Consider the following 18,210-nt stretch of genomic DNA (forward strand, 5'->3'; position numbering starts at 1 on the left):
TCGCGTTTGTCGCACCGCTTCAAGGACTGAACTGGTGGTGATTGAGAAGAACGACCGCCGCCGGCATGGCCGGGCACGCACCATTCGCCTCTTGACCGCCCACCGCGATCAGTCGAGTTCAAGTATCCCTGGCTGGTTTCCGGGCTCTGGAGTGCCCTGGCGGGCGGTCGCGGCACCTTCCCAGGCCGATGGCCCAGTGGTCTCCCGTCGCGACTTTGAACTCCACCACCGTTGCGGGGGCAGCGCCGGGTTCTGACCGGCTTCCCAATTCTCCGTCCCGTCGTCACGGAGCGGCACCTGAGATGGTCTGATCTTAATCACGACAGCCGCCGCGCCATCGGCATGAAAACGACATCGCATCCATGCGGCGCGACACGACCCATGAAGCTGATATTGGCCCTGCAAGGCGACCGATGTCACACGCTGCCGCATGCGAATCGAGGCGGAGAAAACCGTGTTCGAATCGGCCCTGGGCGGCTCTGAATTGGTTAACAGTATAGAAAAGTGACTATTAGGAGATTCTAAAATCGAACCGAACGGTTCGTTTCTGTTGACAATGCGTGCAGGACGGTGTGAACGCAGATCTTCGGAATCGTCACTTGGCTCGATGGACGATTTGATCAACCAATTGATATTGCTTCGCATTTCGTCACGTGTAGATGGCCTTGGTACAATTTCAAGGTGCAGATTCATAGGCCAGACGGAAAAACTTCGTGATTGGAAAGCGGCCGATAGCTCTCCCACATCGGGGCTGTCCGAACGACGCGATTTCCTCCCAAGACACGCCGCTAGACGGACGGAAAAAATATACTGGAGTACCAAAAATGAAAAAGATTGCTCTTACTGCCGCCGCCCTTCTGGCCATTTCCGGCAGCGCCTTTGCTGGTGGCAGCGACAATTACGGTTCGAACGGTGCCAATCAGCCCGCCGCTGCCGTCGACAGCTCGTACACGGCTTCGATCGAGAAGTCGGAACCCGCCGCTCAGACACCGGCACAGGGCTCGGACCGCAACCTGTTCGGCAACAACTAACACACGATCCCTGACCCGCGGTGGGCAAGAGCCTGCCGCTCGGGATCGTCAGAAATTCAGGAGCACTAAAATGAAGAAGATCATCCTTGCCACAGCGGCCCTTCTGGCCATCTCGGGCGGCGCTTTCGCATCCGGCAGCGACAATTACGGTTCCAACGGTGCCAATCAGCCCGCTGCTGCCGTCGACAGCTCGTACACGGCATCGATCAAGAAGTCGGAACCGGCCGCCGAGCAGCCCGCCAACCAGGGCAGCGACCGTAACCTCTTCGGCAACAACTAAACCGACCGGACCGCGATCCCGGACCTCCGGTTCGGGTCGCGGCCAAACGGAAGCCGGACGCGGCGGCTGGCCCGCCGCTCCTACGCAAATCCAGGAGTACCCAAAATGAAGAAGATTGCTCTTACTGCCGCCGCACTTTTGATCGCCGCCGGCAGCGCCTATGCCCGCAACGACAATGTTGGTGGGACCGACATCAACAATCAGCGGCCGGCCGCCAACGTCGACACCACGCAGACGTCGTCGACGCGCGACACCAGCTCGCCGGTCTACAAGCTGCTGAACTCGTCGGGCGATGTCGAGAAGTCCGCGCCTCAGGGTAGCGACCGCAACCTGTTCGGGCGCTAACAGCCGTCCATCCCGGATCGGGATGGACCGGGCTGAAATAGCAAGAGCGGCGGGCACAGCCCGCCGCTCCTTTTTTGTCTCACGTGAAGGTCAGGCCGCCTTGGCTTCCGCCATATGAAGCGTGAAGGAGTGGCCGTCAGCGTCGAAGATGTGCAGGTCGCCGGGATCGGCGTTGAGCCGCAGCACAGCGCCGCGCTTGACCTCGACATTGCCCGGCAGTTTCGTCACCAGCGGCAGGTCGGCGCGGCCGATGTCGACATAGACGAGCTGGACCTCGCCGAGCTGCTCGACATAGTCCACCGTTCCCTCAAACAGATACTCGGTGCCGGTAGCGATCGCCAGGTCTTCCGGCCGCACGCCGAAACTCACCGCCGCACCATTCGCCGAGGCGGGTGTGGCGATCGGCACCGTCGCCTTGCGGCCGCCGACATGGCTGATGACGGTCGGGTCGCCGGCCTTTTCGATCTTCGCCGGCAGGATGTTCATGGCCGGTGAGCCGATGAACTGGGCAACGAACAGATTACCGGGCCGCTTGTAGAGCTCCATCGGCGTGCCGACCTGCTCGATGCGGCCTTCCTTCAGCACCACGATGCGATCGGCCAGCGTCATCGCCTCGACCTGGTCGTGGGTGACGTAGATCATCGTCGTGTTCGGCATCGATTCCTTCAGCTTGGCGATCTCGATACGGGTGGCGACGCGAAGTGCGGCGTCGAGGTTGGACAGCGGCTCGTCGAACAGGAATACCTTCGGGTTGCGCACGATGGCGCGGCCGATGGCGACGCGCTGGCGCTGGCCGCCCGACATCGCCTTGGGCAGCCGGTCGAGATATTTGGTCAGTTGCAGGATCTCGGCCGCCTGCCGCACCCGCTTGTCGATCTCGGCCTTGCTTTCCTTGCCGATCTTCATCGAGAAGGCCATGTTGTCGTAGACGGTCATGTGCGGATAGAGCGCGTAGGACTGGAACACCATGGCGATGCCGCGCTTCGACGGCGGCACGTCGTTCACGACGTCGCCGGCGATCTTGAGTTCGCCCGAGGTGATCTCCTCGAGCCCGGCGATGGACCTCAGCAAGGTCGACTTGCCGCAGCCGGACGGGCCGACGAAAACGATGAACTCGCCCGACTTAATGTCGAGGTCGATGCCGTGCAGGATGTTGAGATTGCCGTACGACTTCTTGACTTGCCTCAGCGTGACATCGGCCATGATTGTCCTCCCAGTGACGTCCGTTTCAAAAACTCAGTCGATGCGCCCGAACCAGGCGCCGTAGCCGCCAAGGCGGATGGAGCCGGCGCCAGCTTGGCCCGAAAAGCCGTGCCCGGGCAAGGGCTGCAGCGAGCCGCCGCCGAGATCGACCTCGGCCGGCTTGCTGCCCAGGTTGAAGACGCAGACGACACGCTCATTGCCCTCGCGGCGGGTGAAGGCGACGGTGTCGCCCGCGCTTTCGATGAAGTCGATGTCGCCCTTGGCCAGCGCCGGATGCTGGCGGCGGAAGGCGAGGAAGCGCCGGTAGTGCTCGAGCAGCGAGCTTGCATCGCCCTGTTGCACGTTCACCGCCTGCGAAAGATGCTTGCCGGGCACCGGCAGCCACGGCTTGGCCGCCGAGAAGCCGCCATTCTTGGCGGCGGCATCCCACACCATCGGCGTACGGCAGCCGTCGCGGCCCTTGAATTCGGGCCAGAAACGGATGCCGTAGGGGTCCTGCAGGTCCTCGAAGCTGAGATCCGCCTCGCCGAGGCCGAGCTCCTCGCCCTGATAGAGGCAGACCGAGCCGCGCAGCGACATCAGCAGCGCCGAGATCACCTTGAGATAGGCGGTCGGATCGGCCTCGCTGGCGGCCCAGCGCGAGGCCGGCCGCATCACGTCGTGATTGGAGAAGGCCCAGCACGACCAGCCGTCGCTGGCGACCTTGCCGAAGGCTTCCAGCACCGTGCGCACCTTGGCGGCGCTGATCTTTTCGGGCGCCAGGAAGTCGAAGGAATAGCACATGTGGACGCGCTTGCCGCCGGCGGTGTAGGCGGCCACCACTTCCAGGCCGCGCTGCGAATCGCCGACTTCGCCGACCGCTGCCTGCGCCGGATATTCGTCGAGCAGGGCGCGGAAGCGTTCGAGGAAGCCGAGGTTCTCCGGCCGGCTCTTGTCGTAGATATGGTCCTGGTAGTTGTAGGGGTTGACGGCCGGTGCCGTCTGGTCGTTGCGCTCCTCGGGCGGCAGCGGCGGATTGTTCTCCAGCCCCTGGCTGTGGAAATAGAAATTGATCGTGTCGAGGCGGAAGCCGTCGACACCGCGCTCCAGCCAGAAACGGGTCACGTCGAGCAGCGCGTCCTGGACCTCCGCGTTGTGGAAGTTGAGGTCGGGCTGCTCGGCGAGGAAATTGTGCAGGTAGTATTGCTGGCGCCTGGTGTCCCATTGCCAGGCCGAGCCGCCGAAGATCGACAGCCAGTTGTTGGGAGGCGTGCCGTCCGGCCGGGCGTCGGCCCACACATACCAGTCGGCCTTCGGATTGCTGCGACTCGAACGGCTTTCCTTGAACCAGGGATGGATGTCGGCGGTATGCGACAGCACCTCGTCGATCATCACCTTGAGGCCAAGCCGATGCGCTTCCGCCACCAGCGCATCGAAATCGGCGAGCGTGCCGAACATCGGGTCGACGTCGCAATAGTCCGATACGTCGTAGCCGAAGTCCTTCATCGGCGACTTGAAGAAGGGCGAGATCCAGATGGCGTCGACGCCGAGCGAGGCGATGTAGGGCAGCCTGCGGACAATGCCCTTGAGGTCGCCTATGCCGTCATCGTTGGAGTCCTGATAGGAGCGCGGATAGATCTGGTAGATCACCGCGCCCCGCCACCAGTCGCGATCGACGGCGGGGTCGGGCCTCGACGTCGCCTTCAAAGCCGATTGCATTATCTCAACCTCCTTTCACCGAGCCGGCAAGCAGCCCGCGTACGAAATAACGCTGCAGCGAGAAGAACACGATCAGCGGCACGATGATGGTCACGAACGCCGATGTCGTGAGGATCTCCCAGTCGCCGCCGCGTGAGCCGAGCAGCGCGTTCAGCTTGGCGGTCAGCACGATCTGGTCGGCCTCTGTACCGAGGAAAACCATCGCCACCAAGAGATCGTTCCATACCCAAAGAAATTGGAAGATGGCGAAGGAGGCAAGCACCGGGAAGGACAGCGGCAGCACGATCTTGACGAAGATCTCGAAATCGCTGGCGCCGTCGATGCGCGCCGATTCCATGATCTCTCGCGGCAGCCCGGCAATGTAGCTCCTCAGCAGATAGATGGCGAAGGGCAGACCGAAGCCGGTATGCGCAAGCCAGATACCGAGATAGGTCTTCGACGGCACGCCGAAGAACGAACCGACGCCGTTGTAGAGCTTGAGCAAGGGGATCAGCGACATCTGCAGCGGCACGACGAGCAGGCCGATGATCACCGCGATCAGCAGGGCCCGGCCGGGAAAGCGCATCCAGGCCAGCGCGTAGGCGGCAAAGGCGGCGATCAGGATCGGGATCACGGTCGCCGGGATGGTGACGGTCAGCGAGTTCATGAAGGAGCGGCCGATGCCCTCCGAAAACAGCACCGTCTTGTAGTTGTCGGTGGTGAATTTCGGCGGCGCCGACGAGGCAAAGTAGACGCGCTGGCCGCGGTCGCCCTCGAAGGCCTTGGGCGAGGCAAGCACGAAGCTGCCGTCGGCATTGACCTGCAGGGTCACGCCGTCGCCGAGATCGGCGGTCGAGCCGGCCGGGTATTGCGTGGGCGCCGCCGACTTGACGCCGAAGGCGCTGATATCGCGCTTGGCGCCGTCGCCGAAGATGTTGCCCGCGATGACGAACTTGCCATCCTTCTCGACCTGCGCCGAGGCGGCGGGCAGCCGGCCGGCTCCGGTCTGGCTGGAGCTGGCGAACGAGTTCCACCAGCCGGAGGCGATGATCTGGTCCTTGTCGCGCAGCGAGGAGACCAGGATGCCGAGCGTCGGCACGGTCCAGATGGCGACGAAGATCAGCACCGCGATGTGGACGCCGAAACGGCTGGCGAAGGACTTTCCGGTCGAGGCGGCCATTTCAGTGTCCTCCCGTCTCTTTGTTGGCCTGGCGGATGTTCCAGACCATGATCGGAATGACGGCAATCATGATGATGATGGCGATCGTTGCGCCGCGGCCGAAATCGCCGCCGCCGCGGAACATCCAGTCGAACATCAGATTGGCCAGCACCTGGCTGTTCCACTGGCCGTTGGTCATGGTCAGCACGATGTCGAAGACCTTCAGCACCAGGATGGTGATGGTGGTCCAGACCACGGCGATGGTGCCCCAGATCTGTGGCACCATGATCTTCCAGAAGATCTGGAACGGGTTGGCGCCGTCGATCACCGCGGCCTCGATCGTCTCCTCGGGAATGCCGCGCAGCGCCGACGACAGGATCACCATGGCAAAGCCGGTCTGGATCCAGATCAGGATGACCATCAGGAAGAAATTGTTCCAGAACGGCAGCGATATCCAGACCTGCGGCTGGCCGCCGAAATACTGGATGATGGCGTTGAGCAGGCCGATCTGGACCTGGCCCTCGCCGCGATATTCGTAGATGAATTTCCAGATCACGCTGGCGCCGACAAAGGAAATCGCCAGCGGCAGGAAGATCAGGCTCTTGGCGATGGTGCCCCACCAGATCTTGTCGGTGAGCACGGCGATGATCAGGCCAAGGAACGTGCAGGCCGCCGGCACCACCGCCAGCCAGACGATGTTGTTGAGGATCGAGTTGCGGAACTCGCGGTCGCCGAACGCCCATTCGTAGTTGGCGAAGCCGACGAAGCTCGCGCCGCCGCGGTCGAGGAAGGATAGCCTCAGCGTCTCGACCACCGGATAGATCAGATAGATGGTGAGGATGATCATGGCCGGCCCAACGAACAGCCAGGGACGGATCAGCCCCTGCCGGCGCAGATTGTCGACGGCGGCTGAGCCGCTGACGCCGCGCGAGGGGAAGATGGTGTCGAGCGCCTTGTTGGCACCCCAGAAATAGGCGACGCAACCGCCGACGCCGACGATGATGACGAATATGGCCGAGAAAATCTGAGCCGCCATGGGTCCCTCTCCCCTGCGCAGGATCGGCCAGGCCTGAAACGACCCTGGCGATCAGTTCGTGCGCTGTTCTCGTTGTTGGAGCGCGAACGGGACATGAAAGCGGACTGTCCGCTTCCGCCGGCCGCGCCGCATGCCGGAATGTCTACGCTTTCACGACTGGGCTTTAACGACTGGAACCTGGTCCATCCCGGCCCTACCGGGATGAGATGCTGTGATGGGCCAGCTGGATCCGGGCGCGAAAGGCCCGGATCCGCTTGGGAGGAGGAAGCAAGAGCTTCCGGCCGCGGGAACGATCGGCTACTTGATCGCGTCCCAGCTCTTCTGGATGTCGGTGGCGACATCCTGGGCGGACTTGCCGCCGACGAGGTCGATCATGCCGGTCCAGAAGGAGCCGGCGCCGATCTTGCCCGGCATCAGGTCGGAACCGTCGAAGCGGAAGGTCGAGGCGTTGGCTAGGATCTCGCCCTGCTTCTTCAGCGCGTCGCTGGCATAGGCGTCCTTGTTGACCGCCTTGAATGGCGTCACGAAACCGCCCTGGGCCATCCAGATCTCATGCGCCAGCGGCATCTTCAGGAATTCGATGAAGGCGCGGGCCGCCTTCGAATCCTTGGTGATCATGGCCAGCGTGCCGGCGCCGAGCACCGGGGTGCCAAGGTCGGGCTTCGAGGCATAGGGCGGGAAGTAGAAGAAGTCGGCATCCTGGCCGAGCTTCGTGCCCTCCGGGAAGAAGGTCGGGATGAACGAGGCCTGATGGTGCAGGTAGCACTTCGGCGGCACTGCGAAGAGGCCCTTCGGGCTGTCGCGGAAGTCGGTCGCGGCAACCGCCTTGGCGCCGCCGTCGACCATCTTGTCGTCGGTCGCGATCTTGCCGAAGATGTCGATGGCGTTGACCACGGCCGGATCGTTGAACGGGATCTCGTTCTTCACCCACTTGTCGTAGACATCGGGGGTCTGCGTGCGCAGCATGATGTCCTCGACCCAGTCGGTCGCCGGCCAGCCGGTGGCGCCGCCGGAGCCGAGACCGATGCACCACGGCTTGCCGCCGTCGGCGATGATCTTCTTTTCGAGCTCGGCCAATTCTTCCTGCGTCTTCGGGACCTTGTAGCCGGCTTCCTCGAAATTATCCGGCGAGTACCAGACCAGCGACTTCACGTCAGCCTTGTAGGGAAAGGCGAAGAAGCCCGGCTTGCCGTCCTTGTCCTTGAAGGTGCCAAGGTCGACCCAGGACTGGCCGGCGCCGTAATTGTCCTTGACCCATTTGGCGGTGTCGTCGCCAAGCGGCGTCAAAAGGCCCTTGGAAGCCAGGTCCTGAATCAGGCCCGGCTGCGGCAGCACGGCGATGTTGGGCGGGCTGCCGGCCTGGGTGTCGATGACGATCTGCTGTTCGTAATTCTCCGACGAGGAGTACTTGATCTCGACGCCGGTCGCTTCCTGGAAGTATTCGAGAACGGTGCGCACAAGGCCTTCGTCCTCGCCGCGCCATGGCCCGAAGATGGTCAGCGTCTCGCCCTTGAGGTCGACCTTCTTGAGATCCTCGTAGTTCTGCCAGTTGAAGCGCGGGTCCTCGCCCGGCTTGAACTTCAGTTCGGCTTGCGCCGGCAGGCTCAAGGCGAGCGTAGCGAACGCGGCGCCCAGCAGAAGCATCTTCTTCATCGGTATTCCTCCCAGTGGTCACAAACAATCGGACGGAACCTCCATTCCGTCCGCCGACGCCGCAGGACTGTGACTCAGTCAGAAAGGAACCGCAACCTTTCGAAGAGTCTTCCAAAGCGCTTTGGTCGTTTCGATCTCGCCATTGAATCAATCGGAAGTCAAGAGGGGCAGAAGGCTAATCGATTTAATTTCTGCAAATAGGTGCGTAGAAAGTGCGCTGCAGCACGTTTTTTTGGCGCTGCAGCAGCAAATTTTGCTTCAAACCCATCTGAACGATGCTTATGGTCGGCGCGTTCGACGTCACCAGCGTTGGTTGTCGTTTTGACTCAAATTAAAAGCGCTTTGAGGCTTGGAGGCCTCCGGTGAACCTTAAACAGCTCGCTCACATGCTGGCGCTTTCGCAGACCACGGTGAGCCGGGCGCTGAACGGCTACCCCGAGGTCAACGAGGAAACGCGGCGGCGGGTGATGGACGCGGCCAAGCGCCATGGCTACCGCCCCAACCCGAGCGCGCGCCGGCTGGCGACCGGCAAGACCGGGATGATCGGCTATGTCCTGCCGACCGGCGCCGCCGTCGACATCGATCCGCACTTCGTCGAGTTCCTGTCCGGCCTCGGCGACTATGCCCGCTCGCACGAGCTCGACCTGGTGCTGTCGCCGGCGGACGCCGACGACCAGGAGACAACCTACCGGCGCATCGTCGCCAACCGGCAGGTCGACGCGGTCTACATCTCCTCGCCGCGGCCGGCCGACCGGCGGGTGGCGCTGCTCAACACGCTCGGCATTCCCTTCATCGTTCATGGCCGCAGCGAGGGCTTCGACTTCGACTATGCCTTCCTCGACATCGACAACGAGGGCGCCTTCCACGAGGCGGCGCGGCTGCTGATCCAGCTCGGCCACAGGCGGCTTGCGCTGATCAACGGCGACGACCGCGAGACTTTCGCCATCCATCGCGAGCGCGGCATGCGCCGCGCACTCGCCACGACTGGCCTCGTGCTTGGCGAGCGCCATATCTGTTCGCTCACCATGACCGAGGAGAACGGCTACCGCGCCGCCAGGCGCCTGCTCGAGCAGAGCGAGCCGCCGACGGCGATCGCCTGCTCCAGCCTGATCATGTCGCTCGGCGTGGTGCGCGCGGTGCGCGACCTTGGCCTCTCCATTCCCGGCGACCTCTCCTTGATCGCGCATGACGACGTCTTTCCCTGGCTGAAGCCGGAGAATTTCCCGGTGCCGCTGTCGACGACGCGCTCGTCGATCCGCCTCGCAGGCGCCCGCGTCGCCGAGCGTCTCGCGGCGCGCATATCGGGACTGGAAGAGGGCGCCCGCGGCGAGGTCTGGCCGGTGGATCTGGTGGTGCGGGGGTCTGTGGCCGGGGCGCCTACGTAGGATCAAACTCAAACCATGCGGATCAGCCTTCGGGTTCGCGTGACAAGAACCTGTTCAGCCGCCCCAGCACCAGATCTGGCGCTTCGAGCTGAGGAAGATGGCCGACGCCGGGCAGTGTTTCGAACGATGCCTGCTGGATGAGTGCGTGAAGCGCTTTGCCTCGCTCCAGCGGTATCCATGGGTCGTCCTCGCCCCAGATGATCTCTACCGGACAGCGTATATCTTTGAACATCGGCTCGACCTCGGCGGTGTATCTTTCATCGGCTTGCGCGAATTGCCGATAGAAGCTCACCCTTCCCTCCTCGGACAGCCACGGCTCCACAAGCTTGTCGAAATCTCCAGGATCGATCTCATTGACGATCGCTCCCTTGACGTAAGCCGCCACGACGGCTTCATGGATGTGCGCCGGCAAGCCCAGGAAGGCATCCACGTGACGGCCGACATGGTCGAAGAACTCCGATCCCCAGGGGCGCATGGCGACGACATTCATCAAAACGTAGCGGTCGAAATCACAGCCGTGCAGCAGATGCGCCCGCAACGTCGTCGCGCCTCCCATGTCGTGGGCAACAACCATGGGCCGCTGGAGGCGCCAATGGGCAAGCATCTCTGCAAAGACCTTGCCTTGCACATCGAGCGAGGTGCGCTGGTCCGCGGCTTTGTCGGATCGCCCGTATCCGGGCATGTCGTACCAATGGACATGGTATCGCCGCGCCAGGGCCGGAATGATCCGGTGCCATGAGAACGAGGACCACGGCCAGCCATGGGCAAGCACGAGCGATGGCCCGTTGCCAGCCCGACCCGCCGCCACCGCGCCCGCAGACGTTTGCGCGGTTTCATCCAGTTTCCACGACATCGAGATTCTCCAAGCACTCCGGACACCGCGGCGAGGTCTGGCCGGTGGATCTGGTGGTGCGGGGTTCTGTGGCCGGGGCGCCGGGGTAGAAGGCCCAGAGCAATAGAGTTGAACCTACCGCGGACGGCCGCAACTAGTCGTCCGATCGCCGTTGCGCCAACTTAATCTGATAGACGCTTCTCGGATGCCTCCTCCGTCGCCATATGTTGAGAGTATAAATTAGAGTAATGTATCCAACTACTGCGATGAGGGTCCATGAAATACCAAGTGCGTCGGTCGAAATAATAATAGCTATAGATGCGACTCCGAACACGATGTAATATAAAACCGATGACCAGAAGTATATCTCCATTTGAGAGCTTCTCATTTATCGAACCTTCAGGAATTTCGATTCACATTCGCATACTGGCGATGGACTATTCCTTCGCCGTCTCGGCCGCCTTGGTATCCAGCAGCCCATAGCCGAAATCATTGTCTCGCCCTTTCGGGCCGAGATCCTTGGCGGTGGCGGCGAGCGCCTTCTCGATGTCGTCGGCCGAGCGGTCCGGCGCGGCGTGGATCAAATTGGCGATGGCGCCGCTGACGATCGCGGCGGCGAAGGAGGTGCCGGTCACCACGTCCGAGCCGGCGCCGCTCGGCGCCACCACCTCGACGCCGGGAGCGGAGATGAAGACATAGGCGCCGCGATTGGCCTGCGGCATCAGCCCGTCCTTGGCGTCGGTGGCGGTCACCGCGATGACGCCGTCGAAGGCGGCCGGGTAGCCATAGGGAGCCTTCGGGCCGTTGTTGCCGGCGGCGGCGACCAGGACGATGCCCAGCGCGCGGGCATTGCGGCAGGCAATGCCAAGCAGGTCGTTCTTCGGGCCGACGAAGCTCATATTGATGATGCGCACATCCTGCTCTGCCGCCCAGTCGAGCGCCGACAGGATGACGTCCATGGTCGACTTGCCGCCCTCGAAGGCGCGGGCATGGTAGATCTTCGCGCCAGGCGCCATGCCCTTGAGCGCGCCGACGCCGGCGATCAGGCCATCGATCGAGGTGCCGTGGTCGCGCTTTTCGACCGCCACGGCGGGCATGGCGTCGAACTGGTCGGCGATGACGCCCGACAGCGCCGGGTTGGTGTCGTCGATGCCGGTGTCGATGACGGCGACGCGGACATTCTCGCCGCTCGCCTGGTCAGCATCGAGCGCGATGCGGTCGAAGGCATAGTTGACGATGCCGGCCGCCTGCTGCAGCGAATAGACATGGTTGGGCTCGCGGCGCCTGGTGCGGCCGTCGGCGGCCAGTTGCGCCAGCACGACGCCGACCGGGCGGCCGTCGGGAATGCCGAAGCGCGCCAGCGTGGTGCCGAGCAGGCGCGACTGCCGCTCGGAGCGCACTTCGAGCCCGAAGGAAGCGGCGATCTGCTGCACGGTGGCGGCATCGCCGTCGACCGTCACCAGCACCTCGTCCGGCACGAAATCGCCGACGATGGCGCGCTGCGGGTCGGTGGCGATGAGGTCGGTCGGCGAAATGATCGGACCGCCAAGCGCCGGCGCTTGCACGGGCGGCGCGGGCTGGGCCGGCGGCGGCAGCGAGCTGGCCGGATCGCGACGCGGATCGGGCGTCGGCACCGGCGTCGCGCCGCCGGGAGGATTGGGGAACAGGTCGACGATCAGGGCAGGCAGAAAGACGGCGCCTGCAGGGCCGGCACCAGGCGTACCGCCGCCATCATCCTTGGCGCAGTCGGCGCCGGCGGCGTTTGTCCCGTCGGGACACCCGGTCTTGGCCGGCGGCTGGTCCTCGCTCTGGGCAAAAACGGGCGTGGCGGCGATTGTCATCGCCGCCAGCAGGAACCCAAACGCGATGACCGGTTTAGCCGCCACTGGCCGGTTTCCTTCCCTCGATCACAGCATCGGCGAAAGGCTGGGCGGCAATAAGGCCGAGCAGCTTCTTGTAGTCGTCTCCGGTCTCGGCCGGGATGGCGATGCGGAAGACGCCGTCGGCGGTCGGCCCGCCGGCGATTTTCAGCCTGTTCCGATCGAGGAAGGCGGCGATATCAGCCATCTTCGCCTCCGGCTTGAACTTGACCAGCGCGAACGGCAGCTTCGCCAGCTCGTCCTCGGCGCCGGCGATCTCGAAATCGTTGCCCTTGCCGCCGGGCTCAACGAAGGATTGCACCACCACCAGCGCCAGCAGGGCCGCCGCAGCCGCCCAGGCGACGGTGGCGGGCACCGCCATGAAGCGATTGAGGGCCTGCGTGAGCCATGACGGGCTGGCCGGCGCACGCGCCGGACCGGCCTCGGCTTCGAGGGCGCGGGCGAAGCGGCTCAGCGCATCGGCCGGCGGGCGGATCGCCTCGTTGGCGGCGGCGGTGCCGGAGAATTCGGCCTCGGCCTCGCCGAGCGCGGCAAGTGCGGCCGGATCGTTCGCCAGCCATTCCTCGACGGCTTCCAGCTCGGCGCCTTCCAGCGAGCCGTTCAGGTAGAACGGCAGCAGCGTTTCCATCTCGTCGCGGCGCGACATCTTTTCAGCGGCGCTCATGGCCACCCCCTGTCGTAACCGGCAGCCTTGAGGGCCTCGCCGAGTTTCTTGCGGGCGTAGAACATCCTGGTCTTGACGGTGGCGACGGGAATGCCGAGCACCTCGCCGATCTCGGTCACCGACTGTCCGTGGTAATAGGCGAGGTCGATCACCGTGCGATGCTCCTCCGGCAGGGCGTCGACGAAGCGCCGCAGGGCGGCGCCCTTGTCTTCCTTCATGGTGACGACTTCCGGCGTGTCGGCGCTGTCGGGGACCTGGGCCGCGTCATCGTCGTCGATCCAGTCCTCCTTCTTCTTGCGCAGCGAGGACAGCGCCTTGAAGCGGGCGATGCCGAGCAGCCATGTCGAGACTTCCGAGCGCCCTTCGAAGCTGGGCGCCTGGCGCCACAGTTCGAGGAACACCTCGTTCGCGATATCGTCGGCCATCATTTCCGATCCCGTCTGGCGCACCACGAAACGGTAGACCCGCGCATGGTGACGCATGAACAGGAGCCGCACGGCAGCCCGGTCGCCCTTCGCGACCCGGTCGACAAGCGCGCGATCGGTCTCCATCGCCGCCGTCATGGCCGGTCGAGCCGCCTGGCTCCTCGTAGCTCTGTCGCCGATCGGTCCAAAAAGGTTCATCCTTCCGCCAAGGAATTTTCGGGAGGCTAACCGAAGAGCGGGGACGTTGCCAGAGTATCTGCCTTCTCCCCGTCACTATACGGGGAGAAGCTGCCGGCAGGCGGATGAGGGGCGGCGCCGGCGTCGGCAATTGTCGATGTTGGCGCTGCCCCTCACCCTTACCCTCTCCCCGTATAGTGACGGGGAGAGGGGGCGCCAACGCCGCGTTTCACCCCAAAAACGGCTTCGCCTTCATCGTCTCTGGCACGGGCACGCCGAGGCCCTTCAGCACCGTCGGCGCCAGCTGCAACTGGTCGAGCAGCGTGTCTGGCTCGGGACCTTTGCCCGGGCCGAAATAGTATAGGGCGAAATCCTGCATCTCGTCGTCATGGCCGCCGTGGTGGCCGCGGTCGGTCTGGCCATGGTCGGCGGTGACGATCACCTCGTAGCCGGCTTGCCGCCAGAGCGGCAGGAAGCCGGCGAGCATGGCATCCATCGCATAGACGGCATGGTCCATCTCATGGCAGTCATGGCCGAAGCGATGCCCCATCGAATCCAGCGTGCAGGTGTGGAGGATGCCGTAGTCGATGCCGTGGCGCCTGGCCAGCATGGTCAGCGTGGCGAACAGGTCGGCATCGCTGGGCGTCATCTGGTTCCTGGCATTGTAGCCGGTCATGGTGTGGAAGCGGCCATGGGTGATCGGCCCGCCCGGCTCGTCGAACTCCATGTCCTCGACGAGGTCGAACGGATAGGAGCGGAAGAATTCCGACCAGTAGGAATGGGTGACCGCGCCCGTCCTGCCGCCGGCCTTGCTGACCTCGGAGAAGATGTCCGGCTGCTCGACCCTGAACCGGTTCTCATTGGACAGGATGCCATGCACCTGCGGCGCAACGCCGGTGTGGATCGAGGCATAGCAGCAGGCCGAGGTCGACGGGAGCACCGAGCGCATCTTCCAGACCCGCGCCTCGCCCGACTGGACCCAGCCTTCGAGATTACCCATGAGCCGGCGCCAGTTCCGGTAGGGCACGCCGTCGAGGATGATAAGCAGAAGCTTTGTCGCGAGCGCCACCGGCGGCTCCATTCCAATGTCCTTTGAAATCGGAACGCCGCGGGTCTCTCGGACACGCGGCGCCCACACCCGTGAAACGGGCAGGCCGATGCTTCCTGGGCCCTAGTTGCCCGCGCTCGCCATGCGACGACCCGCGATCGCCTTCTCCAGCCAGCCGATCTCCATTTCGGGAACCGAGGACAGCAAGAGATCGGTGTAGGCATCGAAGGGCGGTGCCAGCACCTTGCTCTTGGCGCCGTAGCGCACCACCTCGCCGCGATACATCACCGCGATCGAATCGGCGATCGACTTCACCGTGGCGAGATCGTGGGTGATGAACAGATAGGCGACGCCTTCCTCCTTCTGCAGGCCGAGCAGCAGTTCGAGGATGCCATGCGCGACCAGCGGGTCGAGCGCCGACGTCACCTCGTCGCAGATGATCAGCTTCGGCTTGGCGGCGAGCGAGCGGGCGATGCAGACGCGCTGCTTCTGGCCGCCGGAGAGCTCGGCCGGGTAGCGGTCGACGAAACCCTTGCCCATCTCGATCTTGTCGAGCAGCTCGGCGACGCGCCGGTCGCGCTCGCTGCCGCGTATGCCGAAATAGAATTCGAGCGGCCGACCGATGATGGTGCCGACCGTCTGGCGCGGATTCATCGCCACGTCGGCCATCTGGTAGATCATCTGCAGCTGGCGCAGATCCTCCTTCGGCCGGTCGACGAGCTTGTTGCCGAGCGTGCGGCCATCGAAGACGACGCTGCCCTGCTCGGGCGGCAGCAAGCCGGTGATGGCGCGCGCCAGCGTCGACTTGCCCGAACCGGACTCGCCGACGACGGCCAGCGTCTGGCCCGGAAAGATGTCGACCGAAACGTTTTTCAGCACCTTGATGTGGCTGCGGCCATAGGCGGCGGTCACGTTCTTCACCGACAGCACCGGCGTCGTGCCGGGCGTTTGCTCCTGGTGCGCGATCTCGTGCACCGAGACCAGCGCGTTGGTGTATTCCTGGCGCGGTTCCTTGATGATCTGGCGGGTGCCGCCCCATTCGACCAGCCGGCCGTGGCGCAGCACCATGATCTCGTCCGACACCTGGGCGACGACGGCAAGGTCATGGGTGATGTAGAGCGCCGCGACATGCGTGTCGCGGATGGCGTCCTTGATCGCCGCCAGCACGTCGATCTGCGTCGTCACGTCGAGCGCGGTGGTCGGCTCGTCGAAGACGATCAGGTCGGGTTCGGAGCACAGCGCCATCGCCGTCATGACGCGCTGCAGCTGACCACCGGAGACCTGGTGCGGGAAGCGTTCGCCAATGGTTTCCGGGTTGGGGAGGCTGAGTTTCTTGAACAGCGCGACGGCACGTTTCTCGGCCTCGGCCCGGGTCGCCGTGCCGTGCAGAAGGGCAGCTTCGACCACCTGGTCCATCAGCCGGTGGGCGGGATTGAAGGCTGCGGCCGCAGACTGCGCGACATAGCAGACCTCGCGGCCGCGCAACCTGCGGAAGCCTTCCTTGCCGCCCTTCAGGATGTCGCGTCCGTTGAGGATGACCTCGCCACCGGTGATGCGCACGCCGCCGCGGCCATAGCCCATCGACGACAGACCGATGGTCGACTTGCCGGCGCCGGACTCGCCTATCAGGCCGAGCACCTTGCCCTTTTCCAGCGTCAGCGAGACGTCGTGCACCAAGGTGATGGTCTTCGGCTGCTCGCCGGGCGGATAGACGGTCGCTTCGATGCGCAGGTTGCGGATGTCGAGCAGCATGCCGGGCTTCGCTTTGGTGTCGGCCATCACCCGCGCCCTCCCTTCAGGCTTGCCGTCCGGTTGAGCACCCAGTCGGCGACGAGATTGACGGAGATGGCAAGCGCCGCGATGGCCGCGGCCGGGATCAGCGCCGCCGCGATGCCGAAGACGATACCGTCCTTGTTTTCCTTGACCATGCCGCCCCAGTCGGCATCCGGCGGCTGCACGCCGAGGCCGAGGAAGGAGAGCGTCGACAAGAACAGCACCGCATAGATGAAACGCAGGCCAAGCTCCGAGACCAGCGGCGACAGCGCATTGGGCAGGATCTCGCGGAAGATGATCCAGGCGCTGCCTTCGCCGCGCAATTTGGCGGCTTCGACATAATCCATGACGTTGATGTCGACGGCGACCGCGCGCGACAGCCGGTAGACGCGGGTGGAGTCGAGAACCCCCATCACCAGGATCAGCGTCACCACGTTAGAGGGGAGCACCGAAAGCACGACGAGGGCCATGATCAGCGTCGGGATCGACATCAGCAGGTCGATGAGGCGCGACAGGATGGTGTCGTACCAGCCGCCGAACACCGCGGCCGAAAAACCGAGTATGGCGCCGAGCGAGAAGGACAGCGCGGTGGCCAGCACCGCGATGAACAGGGTGATGCGGGCGCCGTAGATCATGCGTGACAGCAGGTCGCGGCCGAGATTGTCGGTGCCCAGCCAGTGCGCCGATGACATCGGTTCCCAAGGGACGTCGCTGACAATCTCGGCATTGCCGTGCGGCGCGATCCAGGGCGCGAAGATCGCTGCCAGCACGAACAGCGAGGTCAGCACGATACCGATCAATGCCGGTAGGGGGATGCGTGCAATATTCAGCATGTCCCGCTCCCTCCTACTTCGGATGCCTGAGGCGCGGATTGGCGACGATCGCCGCAATGTCCGCGATGATGTTGAGGCTGATATAGACGGCGGCGAAGATCAGGCCGACCGCCTGAACGACCGGCACGTCGCGCTTGGTGACGTGGTCGACCAGATACTGTCCCATGCCGGGATAGACGAAGATCACCTCGACCACGACGACGCCGACGACGAGATAGGCGAGGTTGAGCATGACGACGTTGATGATCGGCGCGATGGCGTTCGGGAACGCATGCTTGCGGATGACGGCGAAGGCCGACAGACCCTTCAACTCGGCCGTCTCGACATAGGCCGACTGCATGACGTTAAGGATCGCCGCGCGCGTCATGCGCATCATATGGGCCAGAACCACCAACGTCAGCGCCGCCGCAGGCAAGGCGATGGCCTGCATGCGCTCGCCGAACGGCATGCCCTCATAGACGGTGGAGATGGCCGGGAACCATTGGTGCTGCACGGCGAAGTAAAAGACGAGCACATAGCCGATGAAGAATTCCGGGAACGAGGTCGAGGCAAGCGCCACGCCGGAGATCAGCTTGTCGACCCAGCCATTGCGGTAACGCACCGCGATCAGACCGAGGATGATCGCCAGCGGCACGGCGACGATCGCCGCCCAGAAGGCGAGGAACAGCGTGTTCCACAGCCGGTCCTTGATCGATGTCGCAATGTCCTGCCCGCTCGACATGGCGGTGCCGAGATCGCCGGTGAGCACGCCGCCCAGCCAGTGGAAGTAGCGGAGATAGGCAGGCTGGTTCAGCCCGAGCTGCTCGCGC

The 18,210-nt window shown here is 64.1% G+C and carries 17 protein-coding genes and 1 riboswitch; of the genes, 4 read left to right on the forward strand and 13 right to left on the reverse strand.

Annotated elements, in window-relative coordinates; translation table 11 throughout:
- Positions 1-113: 113 nt before the first annotated feature.
- Positions 114-316: riboswitch (cobalamin riboswitch) on the reverse strand.
- Between the two features lie 508 nt (positions 317-824).
- The 3 genes from PU724_RS10335 to PU724_RS10345 all read left to right on the forward strand — a co-directional run bounded on the left by PU724_RS10335 (position 825) and on the right by PU724_RS10345 (position 1,656).
- Positions 825-1,031, forward strand: a complete 207-nt coding sequence (locus PU724_RS10335) for a DUF680 domain-containing protein (protein WP_354420380.1) — start codon at positions 825-827, stop codon at positions 1,029-1,031.
- Between the two features lie 70 nt (positions 1,032-1,101).
- A complete protein-coding gene (locus tag PU724_RS10340; RefSeq protein WP_127310074.1) occupies positions 1,102-1,311 on the forward strand; it encodes a DUF680 domain-containing protein in 210 nt (69 codons plus the stop codon).
- Positions 1,312-1,416: 105 nt separating this feature from the next.
- The gene (locus PU724_RS10345) at positions 1,417-1,656 is read left to right on the forward strand and encodes a DUF680 domain-containing protein (RefSeq protein ID WP_292170661.1); all 240 of its coding nucleotides are present in this window, start codon (positions 1,417-1,419) and stop codon (positions 1,654-1,656) included.
- Positions 1,657-1,746: 90 nt separating this feature from the next.
- Here PU724_RS10345 and PU724_RS10350 read toward each other — a convergent pair whose 3' ends face one another.
- The 5 genes from PU724_RS10350 to PU724_RS10370 form a co-directional block, all read right to left on the reverse strand.
- Complete coding sequence (locus PU724_RS10350; RefSeq protein ID WP_127392527.1) at positions 1,747-2,859, reverse strand: ABC transporter ATP-binding protein; 1,113 nt, start codon at positions 2,857-2,859, stop codon at positions 1,747-1,749.
- Between the two features lie 33 nt (positions 2,860-2,892).
- Entirely contained in the window at positions 2,893-4,557 is a 1,665-nt protein-coding gene (gene bglA / locus PU724_RS10355; protein WP_354420381.1) for a beta-galactosidase BglA, read from the reverse strand.
- A 4-nt stretch (positions 4,558-4,561) separates the two neighbouring features.
- The gene (locus PU724_RS10360) at positions 4,562-5,716 is read right to left on the reverse strand and encodes a carbohydrate ABC transporter permease (RefSeq protein ID WP_127283624.1); all 1,155 of its coding nucleotides are present in this window, start codon (positions 5,714-5,716) and stop codon (positions 4,562-4,564) included.
- Position 5,717: 1 nt separating this feature from the next.
- Complete coding sequence (locus tag PU724_RS10365) at positions 5,718-6,731, reverse strand: carbohydrate ABC transporter permease (RefSeq protein WP_127283623.1); 1,014 nt, start codon at positions 6,729-6,731, stop codon at positions 5,718-5,720.
- 297 nt (positions 6,732-7,028) lie between these two features.
- Positions 7,029-8,384, reverse strand: coding sequence for an ABC transporter substrate-binding protein (locus PU724_RS10370; RefSeq protein WP_127283622.1), 1,356 nt, complete (start codon positions 8,382-8,384; stop codon positions 7,029-7,031).
- 362 nt (positions 8,385-8,746) lie between these two features.
- On the opposite strand from PU724_RS10370, the gene PU724_RS10375 reads away from it, so the two are divergent.
- Positions 8,747-9,769 carry a substrate-binding domain-containing protein gene (locus PU724_RS10375; RefSeq protein ID WP_127392523.1) on the forward strand — a complete coding sequence of 341 codons (1,023 nt, stop codon included), beginning with the start codon at positions 8,747-8,749 and terminating at the stop codon, positions 9,767-9,769.
- Positions 9,770-9,791: 22 nt separating this feature from the next.
- Here the strand turns inward: PU724_RS10375 and PU724_RS10380 are convergent, their stop codons facing one another.
- The 8 genes from PU724_RS10380 to PU724_RS10415 all read right to left on the reverse strand — a co-directional run.
- Entirely contained in the window at positions 9,792-10,622 is an 831-nt protein-coding gene (locus PU724_RS10380; protein WP_127310073.1) for an alpha/beta fold hydrolase, read from the reverse strand.
- Between the two features lie 416 nt (positions 10,623-11,038).
- Positions 11,039-12,487 (reverse strand): S8 family serine peptidase, encoded by a 1,449-nt coding sequence (locus PU724_RS10385; protein WP_354420382.1) that lies wholly within the window; start codon positions 12,485-12,487, stop codon positions 11,039-11,041.
- The gene (locus tag PU724_RS10390; protein ID WP_128346217.1) at positions 12,477-13,145 is read right to left on the reverse strand and encodes an anti-sigma factor; all 669 of its coding nucleotides are present in this window, start codon (positions 13,143-13,145) and stop codon (positions 12,477-12,479) included. Before PU724_RS10390 ends, PU724_RS10385 begins: the two co-directional genes overlap by 11 nt.
- Positions 13,142-13,708, reverse strand: a complete 567-nt coding sequence (locus PU724_RS10395; RefSeq protein ID WP_127310071.1) for a sigma-70 family RNA polymerase sigma factor — start codon at positions 13,706-13,708, stop codon at positions 13,142-13,144. Before PU724_RS10395 ends, PU724_RS10390 begins: the two co-directional genes overlap by 4 nt.
- Before the next feature lie 268 nt (positions 13,709-13,976).
- Positions 13,977-14,816: an alkaline phosphatase family protein gene (locus PU724_RS10400; RefSeq protein WP_354420383.1), complete on the reverse strand. Its 840-nt coding sequence runs from the start codon at positions 14,814-14,816 to the stop codon at positions 13,977-13,979.
- A 102-nt stretch (positions 14,817-14,918) separates the two neighbouring features.
- Positions 14,919-16,574: an ABC transporter ATP-binding protein gene (locus tag PU724_RS10405; RefSeq protein WP_127311196.1), complete on the reverse strand. Its 1,656-nt coding sequence runs from the start codon at positions 16,572-16,574 to the stop codon at positions 14,919-14,921.
- Positions 16,574-17,401, reverse strand: coding sequence for an ABC transporter permease (locus PU724_RS10410; RefSeq protein ID WP_127285658.1), 828 nt, complete (start codon positions 17,399-17,401; stop codon positions 16,574-16,576). The genes PU724_RS10405 and PU724_RS10410 overlap by 1 nt, the downstream gene beginning before the upstream one ends.
- A gap of 13 nt (positions 17,402-17,414) precedes the next feature.
- The coding region (locus PU724_RS10415) for an ABC transporter permease (protein WP_426213156.1) at positions 17,415-18,210 on the reverse strand (796 nt) is incomplete at its 5' end.

This window comes from Mesorhizobium abyssinicae (genome assembly GCF_049887195.1).
GTDB classification, from domain to species: domain Bacteria; phylum Pseudomonadota; class Alphaproteobacteria; order Rhizobiales; family Rhizobiaceae; genus Mesorhizobium; species Mesorhizobium abyssinicae.